Source organism: Embleya sp. NBC_00888 (assembly GCF_045207655.1).
In the GTDB taxonomy this organism is placed as follows: Bacteria; Actinomycetota; Actinomycetes; order Streptomycetales; family Streptomycetaceae; genus Embleya.
The window spans coordinates 1217274-1231305 of sequence record NZ_CP108784.1; the positions used below are offsets into that span (position 1 = coordinate 1217274).

At 72.3% G+C, this 14032-nt stretch carries 15 protein-coding genes; 9 read left to right on the plus strand and 6 right to left on the minus strand.

The window, feature by feature from the left end; genetic code table 11:
* The first annotated feature begins 16 nt into the window (after positions 1-16).
* The 3 genes from OG948_RS04735 (at position 17) to OG948_RS04745 (ending at position 1902) form a co-directional block, all read left to right on the plus strand.
* Positions 17-739: a hypothetical protein gene (locus OG948_RS04735; RefSeq protein WP_406294069.1), complete on the plus strand. Its 723-nt coding sequence runs from the start codon at positions 17-19 to the stop codon at positions 737-739.
* Positions 736-1326 carry a hypothetical protein gene (locus OG948_RS04740; RefSeq protein ID WP_406294071.1) on the plus strand — a complete coding sequence of 197 codons (591 nt, stop codon included), beginning with the start codon at positions 736-738 and terminating at the stop codon, positions 1324-1326. The genes OG948_RS04735 and OG948_RS04740 overlap by 4 nt, the downstream gene beginning before the upstream one ends.
* A 111-nt stretch (positions 1327-1437) precedes the next feature.
* Positions 1438-1902, plus strand: a complete 465-nt coding sequence (locus tag OG948_RS04745; RefSeq protein WP_406294073.1) for a hypothetical protein — start codon at positions 1438-1440, stop codon at positions 1900-1902.
* A gap of 28 nt (positions 1903-1930) precedes the next feature.
* On the opposite strand, the gene OG948_RS04750 is transcribed toward OG948_RS04745, so the two are convergent.
* The gene (locus OG948_RS04750; protein WP_406294075.1) at positions 1931-4192 is read right to left on the minus strand and encodes a hypothetical protein; all 2262 of its coding nucleotides are present in this window, start codon (positions 4190-4192) and stop codon (positions 1931-1933) included.
* A gap of 134 nt (positions 4193-4326) precedes the next feature.
* Complete coding sequence (locus OG948_RS04755) at positions 4327-4791, minus strand: DUF4442 domain-containing protein (protein ID WP_406294076.1); 465 nt, start codon at positions 4789-4791, stop codon at positions 4327-4329.
* Between the two features lie 88 nt (positions 4792-4879).
* Between OG948_RS04755 and OG948_RS04760 the strand changes: the two genes are divergently transcribed.
* Entirely contained in the window at positions 4880-5686 is an 807-nt protein-coding gene (locus OG948_RS04760) for an enoyl-CoA hydratase/isomerase family protein (RefSeq protein ID WP_406294078.1), read from the plus strand.
* Between the two features lie 11 nt (positions 5687-5697).
* On the opposite strand, the gene OG948_RS04765 is transcribed toward OG948_RS04760, so the two are convergent.
* Complete coding sequence (locus OG948_RS04765) at positions 5698-6051, minus strand: hypothetical protein (protein ID WP_406294079.1); 354 nt, start codon at positions 6049-6051, stop codon at positions 5698-5700.
* Between the two features lie 200 nt (positions 6052-6251).
* Between OG948_RS04765 and OG948_RS04770 the strand changes: the two genes are divergently transcribed.
* Both OG948_RS04770 and OG948_RS04775 read left to right on the plus strand, forming a co-directional pair.
* Positions 6252-7625 (plus strand): CoA transferase, encoded by a 1374-nt coding sequence (locus OG948_RS04770; RefSeq protein WP_406294081.1) that lies wholly within the window; start codon positions 6252-6254, stop codon positions 7623-7625.
* A 223-nt stretch (positions 7626-7848) separates the two neighbouring features.
* A complete protein-coding gene (locus OG948_RS04775; protein ID WP_406294083.1) occupies positions 7849-8355 on the plus strand; it encodes a hypothetical protein in 507 nt (168 codons plus the stop codon).
* 103 nt (positions 8356-8458) lie between these two features.
* On the opposite strand, the gene OG948_RS04780 is transcribed toward OG948_RS04775, so the two are convergent.
* Positions 8459-9274, minus strand: coding sequence for an SAM-dependent methyltransferase (locus OG948_RS04780; RefSeq protein WP_406294085.1), 816 nt, complete (start codon positions 9272-9274; stop codon positions 8459-8461).
* Between the two features lie 189 nt (positions 9275-9463).
* On the opposite strand from OG948_RS04780, the gene OG948_RS04785 reads away from it, so the two are divergent.
* A complete protein-coding gene (locus tag OG948_RS04785; protein ID WP_406294087.1) occupies positions 9464-9877 on the plus strand; it encodes an STAS domain-containing protein in 414 nt (137 codons plus the stop codon).
* Here OG948_RS04785 and OG948_RS04790 read toward each other — a convergent pair.
* Both OG948_RS04790 and OG948_RS04795 read right to left on the minus strand, forming a co-directional pair.
* Positions 9788-10777, minus strand: coding sequence for a sigma-70 family RNA polymerase sigma factor (locus OG948_RS04790; protein WP_406294089.1), 990 nt, complete (start codon positions 10775-10777; stop codon positions 9788-9790). The two genes, OG948_RS04785 and OG948_RS04790, sit on opposite strands and share 90 nt — an antisense overlap.
* A gap of 82 nt (positions 10778-10859) precedes the next feature.
* Positions 10860-11183 carry a ubiquitin carboxyl-terminal hydrolase 14 gene (locus OG948_RS04795; RefSeq protein ID WP_406294091.1) on the minus strand — a complete coding sequence of 108 codons (324 nt, stop codon included), beginning with the start codon at positions 11181-11183 and terminating at the stop codon, positions 10860-10862.
* Between the two features lie 264 nt (positions 11184-11447).
* On the opposite strand from OG948_RS04795, the gene OG948_RS04800 reads away from it, so the two are divergent.
* Entirely contained in the window at positions 11448-12932 is a 1485-nt protein-coding gene (locus tag OG948_RS04800) for a flavin-containing monooxygenase (RefSeq protein ID WP_406294092.1), read from the plus strand.
* Positions 12933-13085: 153 nt separating this feature from the next.
* On the plus strand, positions 13086-14009 hold the full coding sequence (locus OG948_RS04805) for an SDR family NAD(P)-dependent oxidoreductase (RefSeq protein WP_406294094.1): 924 nt from the start codon (positions 13086-13088) through the stop codon (positions 14007-14009).
* The last annotated feature ends 23 nt before the right edge of the window (positions 14010-14032 follow it).

Here is a 14032-nt window from a genome sequence, read left to right on the forward strand (position 1 = left end):
CGGGGGGAACAGCAAAGTGCGCACCACGAATGTCCGCACGGGCGTGGCGGCGGTGCTCGTCGCGTTGGCCGTCGGCACCACGGTCGCCGGTTGCGGCAACAACGACAGGTCGCCGCTGGACACCGTTCGCGCCCTGGAGAGCGGCAACGACAAGCCGACGAGCGAGCCCACCGGCCGACCGACGAGCTCGGCCGCCACCACCCCGCCGCCGCGCCGCACCACCGCGCCGCCCACCGGCGGGACGTCGGCGTCGGCCACCGCCTCGCCGAGCACCTCCTCGACCGGTACCTCGGCGCCCGCGACCGGATCGACCGCGGCCTACATCAACGATCCCTGTCGCTTCTTCACCGCGGCCGAGGTGGCCACGCTGCTCGGCCTGCCGGTGGTCAAGGCGGAGGTGGACGAGAAGCTCAAGAGTTCGAGCAGCTCGTTCTGCGACTACCGGGACGCCCGGGGCCTGTCGATGATGACGGTGATGATGTCCAAGAGCGATCCCAAGTACAGCACCGCCGAGCAGGCCGCCAAGGGAACCATCGACTCGGGGGACAACCCCACCGCGCTGCCCGGGGTCGGCGACGCGGCCTTCACCTACCACGACTCGACCTCCAACGGGGTGGTCTGGACGAAGCTCGTCGGAGACACCTACCTGGACGCGGACATCTACATCGACCGCAGCGACAAGGACGTCTCGCCCGACACCCTCGCCAATATCGCCCGGACGATGATCGGCCGGCTGTGACCGGGCGCGTCGGGCCCGCCACCACCCTGGTGGGGGTGGTGGGTCTGGCGTGCCTGCTCGGCGGCTGCAACGATCCGGACACGCCGCCGCGGCACGTGGCGGTGTCCACCGCGGCGGCCGGCGACAGAGCGGGCGCGCCGCCTCGGCCCACCCCCTCCCCGCCCGCCGCCGACGCACCACCCGCCGACGGCTGCGAGCTGCTCTCGACCACCCGGGTCCAGGAGGTGCTCGCGATCGGCCCCGTGCACACCCGGTCGGCGGACGCCGGGCGCTCGTGCGAGTACCTCGACGCCGGCGACCGGCGGGTACTGACCGTCGTCGTCGGGCAGTTGCCCCAGGCGATGGTCGGCGGCCCGCTGGACACCGCGCGTTCGACCGCCACCGGCCCGGGCCCGCGCGAGACGCTGCCCGGCATCTCCGACGCCGCGGTGATCTACCGCGATCCCGCGCGCGGCGACGGCCTCGCCTTCGCCCGGGCGCGCGGCGACCTGGTCACCTCCGTGGACATCGTCATCCCGGCCGTCGATCGCGAGCGGCTGATCGCGCTGGCCCGCACCGCGGCCGCGGCCTTGGACGCACCGGGCTGAGCACGGCGGTCGGGGGTATACGCCGGCCACCTGGTGCCCGCGACGTCGTCCCCGACGCGTAGGGTCCGGGGTCAGGGCGGCGCCTGCCGCGGCCAGGAGGAGGGCTCACCCATGACGGATCGGGACCCGCACGCCGTCGTGCTGCTCACGAACCGCATCAGCTCGCGCATCAGCACGAGCGGCGGACCGGCCCTACCCCTGCGGGACGCGCTGCGCGTGTACACCGAACACGTCGACACCGGCGTCGCGGCCCGGTACGCGACCGTGGTGAGCGACGTCGCCGACGCCGACGTGGCCCTGCTGCGCCTGCCCGAGGAGCACGGCGACGCCGAACTCGACCGGATCGTGGACATCGCCGCGTCGGTGCCCACGGTCGCGGTGATCGACCTGTACCGGCCCGCCGCGGTGGCCGATCTGGTCGGCTATTGCGCCGCGTTGCTGGGCACCAGGGGCGCCGACGACGAGGGTGTGCTGGACGTCGTGTTCGGCCGCTACGCGCCCGCCGGCCGGCTTGCCGGCGACCTGCCCGCGGGCGCGGAGCCGCTCTTCGAAACCGGCCACGGACTGTCCTATTGACCCTCGCTGTCGATAAATTGACGGCCCGTCAGTGTGTTTTCCGGGTGATGTTCAACACGTCCACGGCACCCTTCGCGTCGCCGATGGTGGCGAAGTCGACCGCGACGAAGTTGACTTGCGCACCGCGTTCGCGTTCGCAGCGGCGGGCCCGATCCAGCAGGAACGGCCGCGAGTTGACCACTCCGGCGTCGATCCGACTGCCGCCGGCGGAGGTGATGAAGTTGTTCAGCAGGAACAGCCGCTTGCCCACGTCGCCGCGATAGGGCGCGCAGGTCATCTCGGTCGGACTCGTGTACGCGTACGGCGTCTCCATCCCGTACTTGTAGAAGTTGCGGTACCACGGGACGGGCCCGTCGGCGCGCTCGGCGAAGACCACCAGACGGCGGTTGTGCTCGATCATCGTGCCGAGCGTGGGCCACGGCTCGTCCGGGTCGGCGGCCGGCGTGTACAGCAGGCGCTCCAGGCCGGCCTCGCGGAACGCCCACTCGGTCTGCTGCGCGGTGATCGCGTCCTGCACGATCAGGGTGACCACCTCGTGCGGGTTGCGATCCATCCACTGGCCCACCGCGCGCAGCGTCTCCACCATCGGCAACGCGCCGCCCCGGCACACCGAGTGGCACAACCACAGCCCCGGCCGGGCCGGCGCGACGTCGTTGACCACGCCGGCGACGATCTTGCGCGACTCGGGATCCAGGTCCGACTCGGCGAGCCGGCCGGCCACCTCCTCGGGGGCCTCCCACGTGTACGAGTCCACCAGCAGGCCGCGCACGCCCGCGTCCAGTTGGGTGACGATGTCCGCGTCCTGGAGCGGGCTGAGGAAGCGGGTCGCGGTCGAGGACATCGAGTTGTGTGTGGCCAGGTAGGCGACCTGGTCGTAGCGCCGGTTGCACAACTCGGTCATCCCGTTGCAGCGCTTGGCGTCGGCGCCGGAACCGGAGGTGGGCACCGGCACGAAGATGGTCAGCGCGATCGCCCCGGCGGCGACCACCGCGGCGCCGGAGGTGAGCACCTGACGGGTGGTGTGCCGCACCGGCGCGGCCCGCCGGTGCTTGTGCTTGTCCCACAGCACGATCGCGCCGAAGGTGACCCCGCCGAACACCAGCGGCACCGCGGACGCGGCCAGCCACACCCCGACCACATCGCGCGCCGCGGCCTCCTGGAGGTCGCCGGCGAGCCGGACCACCGAGGGCGCCCAGCCGTCCCGGTTCTCCGAGACCACGTGCGGCAGCAGTCCCCACGCGACCAGGCAGCCCACGCCCGCGAGCAGCCCGCCGCCCGCCAGGGCCAGCGCGGGCAGTCGCAGCCGGGCCGCCCCGCGCGCGGACCCGGTGCGCCACAGCACCACCAGGCCCAGCAGCGCGGTCACACTCGCCACCGCGAGCAGCCGGCCCAGGCCGAACACCGTCATCGCGCGCAGTTGTTCGAGCTGGCCCAGTTTCAGCTTGGTGCTCTCGTTGGCCTGGCTCGCCCGCAGGTCCAGGGTCAGGTCCCAGGTGCCGCCGTGGGAGAGCCCGGTCAGTCCGAGCTGGGCCTGGCGAACCTTCTCGCCGAAGATCACCGGGACGATCGCCACCAGTACCCCGCCGAGGTCGTCGGCGCGCAGCGAGGCGACCACCTGGCCGCGGATCGGCTCGCGGGACTCCGCCGGCAGCCGGGCCAGGATCAGGTCGGCCACCTCCGGGGCCGCGGCCGGGTCCAGGCTCAGCGCCGGCAGCGACTCGGGCGGGCGACCCTGGGCGAGCGCGTCCAGGGCCTTGGACACGCCGTCCACCAGCGCCGGCGCGTTGTCCTCGGTCACCCGGGGCACGTTGCCGGTGAGGTCGCCGACGAAGACGTCGGCGACCTTGCCGAGGTTGTTGATCACCGGTTTGAGGTCGACGGTCAGCCGCAGTTCGCGCTCGTCGCCGCGCAGGTAGCCGACGGTGTGCCCGATCTGCTCGCGCACCATCCCGCGCAGTGTGGACGGCGGCAGTACCAGGCGCAGGTTGGCGGTGACCTGGTTGGGCGGTATCGGCAGCCGGCCCAGCAGGTCGTTGGTGACTCCCGCCATGCGGGGGTCGACCAGGACCTCGTCGTAGAGCCGGTCGTAGGCGTGCTCGCGCTCCAGCACACCGTCGTACCAGTCGGCGGAGAGCACGGTGGCCCGCGCGACCGCGAGCCCGGTGACCACGGTGATCGACAACGCCACCAACGCGGTCAACAGGGCCCGCGCCACGCGCCGCCACCGCCGCCACGCGTCGCGGAGCTTGAGCCGGCGGGAGACCTTGCCCACCACGATCTGCCCGGTCATCCCAGCAGGATAGGAAATCATCACCAACCCGAAGCAAAAACATGATCGGGACCTTCCCGACCGGCACGGGCCCTTGCCTGCCCTGGAGCCGGGACCGGAAACGTGTGCCGGTCACCCGCGCCAGTGTGCGCCGATCACGCGCGGTTGGGGCGCAGTGTCCAGGTGACGGTCATCTCCGCGGTTGTGGTGCCCGCTTCGTCACGGATGGTGATCTCGACCACGAACTCCGGGCGCTTGCCGGCGTCGAGTTCGGCGACCACCTCGGCGGCCGGACGGGTCAATCGGGCCTCGGCCAGCACCGGGCCGAGCGCGACCTTGCGGTAGCGGATCGCGGCATCCACCGCGAGCGGCGTCGCGCGGGCGAGCCGGTCCCCGAACGCGGCGATCACGATCGCCCCGGACGCGGACTCGGCCAGCGTGAACATCGCGCCCGCGTGCGGGCCGCCGATGTGGTTGTGGTGCGCGGGCTCGTCCGGCAGCCGCAGCACGGCGCGGTCGGCGGCCAGTTCCACGAACTCCAGGCCCAGCGTGCGCACGAAGGGCACCGAGGCGCGCAGGTCCTCGGCGACGGCGTCGAAGTCGGTCGTCGATTCAGTCATGGCCGCGATGCTACCGGCAGGTAACTTCTCCCGGGGCGGCGCCTCGCCGGCATTTCCTTCACCCGGCGAATCTGTTTGACTGAGTCACATGAAATACGTGCACATCGAGCGCCCCGAGCCCCACGTCGCGATCGTCCGCCTGGCCCGGCCGGACCGACTCAACGCGCTCTCCGCGACCATGGTGGCCGATCTCAAGGCCGCCTTCGCCACGCTGCACCGCGAACGCGGCCCGCGGGCGATCGTGCTGACCGGCGAGGGACGCGGCTTCTGCTCCGGCGCCGACCTCTCCGGCGACCCCGACCACGCGCCGGACGCCGAGGGCCGCGGCCCGGTCGGACACGTCTACCGCTCGCAGGAGCACCTGTCCGAACTGATCCTGGCCGTCCACGAATGCGAGAAGCCGGTGATCGCCGCCGTACACGGCGCGGCCGTCGGCGGCGGCCTGGCCCTCGCACTGGCCTGCGACCTGCGCGTCGCGGACGAGAGCGCGCGCTTCGGCTCGGTGTTCATCAAGGTCGGCCTCTCCTCCGCCGACGTGGGCACCAGCTACCTGCTCCCGCGCCTGGTCGGCCCCACCCGGGCGGCCGAACTGATGCTCACCGGACGCCACTTCGACGCCGCCGAGGCGTACTCCTGGGGCCTGCTCAACGCCCGCGTACCCGCCGGCGAACACCTGCCCGCCGCCCTGGAGCTGGCCCGCTCGATCGCCACCAACAGCGAATACGGTGTATGGATGACCAAGAAGGGCCTGTGGTCCGGGATCGGCGCGACCTCGCTGCGCCAGCAGATCGAACTGGAGAACCGCACCCAGGTGCTGGGCACCTTCACCGGCAACATGGCCGAGGCCGCCGTCGCCTTCCGCGAACGCCGAACCCCCACCTGGCGGGACATGTGAAAGCCCCGCGCTCACCCGCCGATCGGCTCCGGCCCGGGCCACCGGAACAACCGCCCCGCCTCGGCCGCGTGCTCGCCCGGATTCGCCGCCAACCGGACCTCCTCGATCGGATTCCCGTGCGCGTCGCGACCCTGGACCCGAGTCAGGTAGCCCGCCGCCGCCAACTCGTCGAGATAGCCCGCGATCGACTCCGGACTCTCCCCCGGCCGCGACCCCAGCGCCCGCGGCTCCGGCCGGGCACCGTCCGGCAACAACAGCAGATAGACCGCGAGGCCGCGCGCCCGCACACTCAGCCGGGCGTCCTTCAGAAGCGCGTCGTCGGACCCGAGCCCCGACCCGCCGTCCTCGCCCCAGATGCGCCTCATGGCCTCAGTCTCGATCACGACCGCGCCCGGCAGGGCAAACCGCACAACCCCTACACAAACGAGTGACCAATCGTTTGCCCGGGCGCCCACGGTGCGGACCCGGGCACGCTGGGAGACCGCCGACCCGATAGTTTCCGCTCGGGGCCATCTCGAACAGGTGATCCCGACGGCTGCGGAGTTCCGAGAACTGTGAGGCTTCGATGCGTACCACCCCCGCGCAGCTCCTCGACCAAGCCTGGCGCGCCCTCGGCGGCGACCCCGCCGACCGCGCGCACATCGCCTTCACCGGCCCCGACCACACGCTGTCCTCCGCGCTCCCGGTGACCGCGATCGCCCAGGCCACGATCGGCGCCGTCGCGCTCGCCGCCCGCGAACTCGGCGCCGCCCGCGGCGGATCCGTCCCGGCACCGGTGGCGCTGGACAGCCGGGCCGCGGCCATGGCGATGAGCAGCGACCGGCACCTGCGCCTGGCCGGCGAACCGCTGGTGTCGATGCATCCGCTCTCCCGCTTCCACCGCAGCGCCGACGGCTGGGTGCGCCTGCACGGCAACTACCCGCACCACCGCGCCGCGGCGTTCGCCGCACTGGGCGTCGAGACGGTGGACGACGCGATCGAGGCCCTGGCCCGGCTCACCGGCACCGAGATCGAGGAACTACTCGCCGCGCACGGCGCGTTGGGCTTCGCCGTCCGCGAGGGCGACGCCTGGGCCGCACACCCCCAGGGCGCCGGTGTCGCCGCCTCGCCGCCGCTCGACCTCACCCGCACCGCCGCCGGCGACCCGTGGTGCCCCACACCCGATGCCGCACCCGCCGCCGGTGTGCGGATCCTGGACCTGACCCGGGTACTCGCCGGCCCCACCGGCACCCGCACCCTCGCCCACCTGGGCGCCGACGTCCTGCGCGTGGACTCCCCGCACTTGCCGGAGAATCCCGGCGAGTACTGGGACAACGCGTTCGGCAAACGCTCCACCCTGCTGGACCTGCGCGACCGGGCCGACCGGGCCCGCTTCGACGAACTGCTCGCCGACGCCGACGTGTTGATCACCGGATACCGCAGCGACGCGATGGCCGCCCTGGGCCTGGACCACGACACGCTCGGCGCCCGCCGGCCCGGGCTGATCACCGTCGCGTTCAACGCGTGGGGCCCCGGGCCGTGGGCGAACCGGCGCGGCTTCGACAGCCTGGTCCAAGGCGCGTGCGGGATCGCCCGGATCGAGGCGGGCGGGCGGGTGGAACCGGGCGCGCTGCCGACCCAGGCACTGGACCGGGCCACCGGGTACCTGCTCGCCGCGGCCGTCCTGCGCGCCCTGACGCTGCGTATGGCCGACCACCGGGGCAGCAGGATCGACCTCGCGTTGGCCCGCACCGCGACCTGGCTGACCGCCGCCTACGCGCCCGGCGAGCCGGAGGTCGCCGAGCCCTTCGACCCGACCCCATACCTGACCGCCACCGACACGGCCCTGGGCCTACTCACTCACGTGGCACCGCCGTTCGAGCTGCCCGGGCTGCCCGCCGCGTGGACCCGTCCACCGACCCCCTGGGGCTCCGACGAACCGGTGTGGCGGACCGCCTGATCCCACCCGGCGCACCCGGCGGCCCACCGCACGGCGAACTCCCCCACCCGACACCGGCGAACCATCCGACCCATCGTCAACTCCCGTACCCATACAGTGACTTGATCGGCAAAGGCGCAGGTCGCACGGGTCCCGGTGTCAGTGCCGGATGGGATGCTTGACGCATGGGTTGAGCGCCACCGCGGTCGGTCGGCCGCGGCTCGACGCAGAGGAGGATCCCTCGATGTCCACTGTCAACACCATGATCCGGCTGACCCCCGTGAAACCCGCGACCGTGCGCCGGGCCCTGACCCGGATCGACACCAAGACCGTGCGCACCCACCCGGACGGCGTGCGGGACGGCGCGCCCGGCATCTCGCTGCGCACGCTGGCCACCCTCCAGCGCAGGCGACTGGTCCGACTCGGCGCCGAAGTGCCGCTGCGCGGGCGGAACATGGGCATCACCCGAGCCGGCCGGCAGGCGCTGATCGCGCGCGGCGCGCACCGCAAGGGCGCTTGGGCGCGGTTGTTGCGCGAGGAACTGACCTGGACCACCGCGGGCGGCGACGTGCTCGAGATCGCCGGCATGCATCCCTACCACTGCGCCAACGCCGCCGCCTGGCTCCAGCGCAACGCGTCGGCGATCCGGGCCGACGCCGAGCCGCGCCGGCGCGGCGACGCGGTCGCGTGGATCGACGACACGCCGCTGATGCGCGCGTTGGTCGCCGCCGTCGAAAGCGCGCTTCCGTAGCACGCACCCTTCCGGAACCCGTCGAGCCCGGCCCGGCCACCGCATCGGTGGTCGGGCGCCGGGCTCGCGTCGTGCTCGCGAACTCGGCCGCGTGCGATGTCGCTCAGACCTTCCGGCCGACCGCGGTGTAGATCCAGGACTGCGCCAGCCGCTCCGGCGACAGATCGGCGTCCTCCCCCGGGTGCCACAACGGCGCCTGGACCAGGCCGGGTTCGACCAGTTCCACCCCGGTCAGGAAGGACGCGATCTCGGCATACGGGCGCGGCAGCATGAACTCGGCGTCGTCGTTGATCTCCAGCACCCGCTCCGCCGCGATCGGCGGCAGGAAGTCCGACGTGGTGTGCGACGCGATCAGCACACTGCCCGAAGGCACCGCCGCCAGCAGCCGGTTCACGATGCCCGCCGGGTCCTCGGCGTCCGAGACGTAGTGCAGAATCGCCACCAGCAGCAGCGCCACCGGGCGATCGAAGTCGATCACCTCGCCCACCTCGGGGGCGGCCAGGATCTTCTCCGGCTCGCGCACGTCGCCCATGGTGAAGGTGGTCCGACCCCGATCGGTGGCGGGCATCAGCGCGCGGGCGTGCGCGAGCACGATCGGGTCGTTGTCCACGTAGGCGACCCGGGCCGACGCGATGACCTCCTGCGCGACCTCGTGGGTGTTGCCGGGCGCCGGGATCCCGGTCCCGATGTCGAGGAACTGGTCGATGCCCTGCTCCGCCGCCCAACGCACCGCGCGAGCGAGGAAGGCCCGGTTGTCCAGCGCGGTGATCGAGGTCTGCGGGGCGACCGCGATGAACCGCTCCGCCAACGCCCGATCGACCGGATAGTTGGTCTTGCCGCCGATGTGGTAGTCGTACACACGGGCGGGATGGGGACGACTGACGTCGATCCCGATGGGCGCCCAGTCCTGCTCGGACAACGTGTCATCCCCTCGAAGTTCGGTACCGCGTCAGCCTACGACACGCCAAACAGCCCGTTCCACAAGGGACTTGCCACGGTTTGCACCCCCACCGGGAAACCTCGACGACCCCCCGGGCGCACGAGGGTGATGAGTTTTGCCCGCCGGATCGGTCATAACCGGGTACAGCGTCGTCACAGGAGGTCGTCGATGGTCGATCCGTCCGAAACAGTCACCCCGCCACCGGCCGTACTGGCCGTGTACGCGCCGCTCACCCGCACGGACGTCCCGGGCCTGTGCGCACGCCTGCTCGCGCTCCTGCACGCGGACCGGGCCGACCCCTTCCCCTGCGACGTGAGCGCGCTCATCCACCCCGACCTGGCCGCGATCGAGGCGCTGGCCCGGCTCCAGCTCACCGCGCGCGGCGTCGGCCGGCGGATCCGCCTGCACGGCACGAGCGGCGAGCTGCGCGACCTGCTGACCCTGACCGGCCTGGACGAGATCGTCCCGACCGGTCCGGGCAGCGGGCGCCTCCTAGGCGTCGAGTGTCGGCGGGAGGCCGAACAGCGGGAACAGGTGCGGGACGTCGAGGAACGCGTTGAGGCCGATGATCTGCCCCTGTGACATCTCGATCACCTGCAGCGCCCACGGCTCGAAGCTGCCGCCGGGACCACTGGGACGGTACTGGCCGAAGCCCGGCGTGCCGTTCGCCACGATCGGCACCAGCCGCGAACCGCGGCAACCACTGCCGGTGCCCAGGAACCACTCCCGAATGTCCGCGTGCCCGCGCAGCCACAGCTCGAACGGCGGCATCGACAAGGTCGCGTCCTCGCGCAGCAGTGCGGTGAGCGAGTCCAGGTCGTAGCGCTCGAACGCGTCCACGTAGCGAGCGAGCAGCGACTGCTGCTCCTCGTCCATCGGCCGCACCGGGTCGGTCGCGGTGACCTCGTTCTCCGCGAGCGCGGCCCGGGCGCGCTGGAGCGCGCTGTTGACCGACGCGACCGAACTGCCCAGCAGTTCGGCCACCTCGCTCGCCTTCCAGGCCAGCACCTCGCGCAGGATCAGCACCGCGCGCTGGCGCGGCGGCAGGTGCTGGAGCGCGGCCACGAAGGCCAGCCGTACGCTCTCGCGCGCGACCGCCAACTCGGCCGGGTCGGCCACGCTCGGCACGACCCGGCCGTCCGGGATCGGCTCGATCCAGGTGGCCTCGGGCCGCGCCGGCGTCAGCGCCGAGGAGGCGGGCACCGGCGAGGACAGGTCCATCGGCCGGGCCCGGCGCTCGCGCCCGTTGAGGCTGTCCAGACACACGTTGGTGGCGATCCGGTACAGCCAGGAGCGGATCGACGAGCGGCCCTCGAACCGGTCGAAGCTCTTCCAGGCCCGCACCATGGTGTCCTGGACCGCGTCCTCCGCCTCGAAGACGGAGCCCAGCATCCGGTAGCAGTAGCCGGTGAGCTCCACCCGAAACGGCTCGAAGTGCACCTCCACGACGTCGGCGCCGTCCGTTTCCACGAGATCACTCATCGGGTACTCCCACCGCTTCCGGCTGTCTCGACACGTACCGGAGTCTAGGCAGCCGCACCGACACGGGCACGTGCTCGGCGCCTCAGTCCACCGGAACCGCGACGAGCTCGTCCGCGTAGCACCACGCCCACTCCTCGCCGGGCTCGAACGAGCGCACCAGCGGATGGTCGGCGGCGTGCCAGTGCGCGGTCGCGTGCCGGTTCGGCGAACTGTCGCAACAGCCGATGTGACCGCAGGTCAGGCACTCCCGCAGGTGCACCCACTGGGTACCGTTCCGCAGGCAGTCCTCGCATCCCTTCGTCGACCCCGGCACCACCGTCTCCGGCAGCGTGTCCAGGTGCGCACAGGGCGCGTCCGTGGGTCGCCCGTCGCCGTCCTGGACCACCTGGTAGCGAATCCCGGCCATCGTCGTACTCCTCGTCGCAGCACCGCGGGCGTCACGTGTTCCGCGAGCCCGATCGATCTCCCCTTCCCTACCACGCGAGCCCGCACGCGCGCGCCGACGAAGCCGCGGCGGCGGCGGGGTTCAGCGCGGCGCGGCGCAGCGCCCGGGCGGCGGGAGCGGCGACGGCGAGGACGGCGCGCGGAAGAGGTGTGCCGGTCTTCCACCTCGAGGCTACTTGTCAGTAGCCTCGAGATACAGCGTCCCCATCCGGCACCGGAGGCCGCAGTGCACACCACACACGTTCGAGTGGCCGTGATCGGGGCGGGCTTCTCCGGCCTGGCCGCCGGCCATCGCCTTCGCCGACACGCCGGCATCGAGGACTTCGTCATCCTCGAGCGCGCGCACGACGTCGGCGGCACCTGGCGGGACAACACGTATCCCGGCGCGGCCTGCGACGTGCCGTCCAATCTGTACTGCTTCTCGTTCGCCCCGAACCCGACCTGGTCGCACGCGTTCTCGCCGGGCGACGAGATCCAGGCGTATCTGCGCCGCTGTGCGCGCGAGTTCGGGCTGGTGCCGCATCTGCGGTTCGGCCACGAGGTGACCGCCGCGCGGTGGGACCACGACCGGGCGTGCTGGCGGCTGACCACCTCCGGCGGCGCGTACAGCGCCGACGTGGTGATCGCCGGAGCCGGTCCGCTCACCGAGCCGGCGATGCCCGCGCTGCCGGGTCTGGCGGACTTCGGCGGACGCGTGTTCCACTCCGCCCGCTGGGACCACGAGCACGATCTGAGCGGCGAACACGTCGCGGTGGTGGGCACCGGCGCCTCCGCGATCCAGTTCGTCCCGCGGATCCAGCCGCTCGTGCACCGGCTGGACCTCTACCAGCGCACCCCGCCGTGGATCATGCCGCGCAACGACCGGCCGCTGCCGAACTGGCAGCGGTACCTGTACCGGCGGTTGCCGGTCGCGCAACGGGTGGTTCGCCAGGGCCTGTACTGGCAGCGCGAGGCCACGCTCGGCGCCTTCCTGGGACCACTCGACCGGGTCACCGCGCTGGCCACGAGACAGGCGCTGGCCCACCTGCGCCGGCAGGTCCCGGATCCGGAGCTGCGCGCCCGGCTGACCCCGGACTACCGGCTCGGGTGCAAGCGGGTCTTGTTGTCGAACGACTACTATCCGGCGCTGACCCGACCCAACGTCGAGCTGGTGACCGCCCCGATCACCGAGGTGCGCCCCGGCGGGCTGCTCACCGCCGACGGGACCGAGCACAAGGCCGACACGATCGTCCTGGGCACCGGGTTCGAGGCCACCCGGCCGCCGATCGCGCGGGTGGTGACCGGGCGCGACGGGCGCACGCTCGCCGAGGTGTGGCGCGACGGGATGGCGGCCCATCAGGGCGCGATGGTGGCCGGCTTCCCCAATCTGTTCCTGGTGATCGGGCCGGGCACCGGGCTGGGGCACTCGTCGATGATCGTGGTGATCGAGGCGCAGGTGCGCTACGCCGTGGACGCGATCCGGCGCATGCACGACCAGGGCATCGCCGACGTCGAGGTGCTCCCCCGGGCACAGGAGGCCTACAACGCGTGGCTCGACGAGCGCATGCGCCGCACGGTGTGGGCCACCGGTGGCTGCACGAGCTGGTACATGGACGAGCGCAGCGGCCGGGTGAGCGCATTGTGGCCGGGGTCGCTGACCCGGTTCCGGCGGATCAATCGACGGTTCTCGCCGGTGGGGCACCGGGCCCGACGGTGGGATCGGATCACGTAGGCCAGTTATCGGATTGTATGACTTATTCGGGCTCCGGAATCTGATGAGATGCAGGGCGGCCCCGGCAGGCGGGGTCGGCCGGGCCGGTGGTTCCGGTTGGTTCGGGCGATGCGAACGTTCCGGTGGTTCGAGCGGTACGGACAGGGAGTGCGTGTGATCCGGGAATTCACAGGTCGGGTGTGTGTGGTCACCGGCGCGGGATCGGGCATCGGACGGGCTCTCGCGCACGAGCTGGCGGCGCACGGCGCGCGACTCGCGCTGGCCGACGTCGACGCGGCGGGACTGGCCGAGACCCGGGAGCGGGCGGCGCGAATGGGCGCGCGGGAGATCCACACCGAGGTCCTCGACGTCGCCGACCGCGCGGCCGTCTCGGCCTGGGCGGACGCGACCGCCGAGCGATTCGGCGGGGTGGACCTGGTGGTCAACAACGCCGGCGTGTCGCTGACCGCGGACGTCGAGGAGATGTCCTGGGACGACTTCGAATGGCTGATGGGCGTCAACTTCTGGGGCGTGGCGTACGGCACCAAGGCCTTCCTGCCGCACCTGCGTCGCTCGCGCGAGGGGCATCTGGTGAACATCTCCTCGGTGTTCGGGCTCTTCGGGGTCCCCTCGCAGAGCGCGTACTGCGCGGCCAAGTACGCGGTGCGCGGGTTCACCGAGTCGGTCCGCCAGGAGATGCGGCTCTCCGGCTCGGGGGTCGCGGTGACCACCGTGCATCCCGGCGGGATAAAGACGAACATCGTGCGCAACTCGCGGACCTCGGGCGCGCACGACCGGGACAAGGTCACGGCACTGCACGACTCGGCGTCGCGCACCTCGGCCCAGCGTGCCGCGCGGATCATCCTGCGCGGTGTGCGGCGGGGTCGGGCCCGGGTATACGTCGGCGCGGATGCCACCGCGATCGACGTCGGCTCCCGCCTGCTGGGATCCGTGTTCGAACCGCTGGTGCGCGTGGTGTCCAAGCGCACGGGTCCCACCACCCTGGCGCCCGCCCCGCGCACGGTACGGGCGAAGGCCCCCGGCCCGGTCCCGACTTTGTCGCCGGACGGGTATTCGAACCCCGTTACCGGTGGGTAGAAAAGACGGAGAGCGCTAGCGGG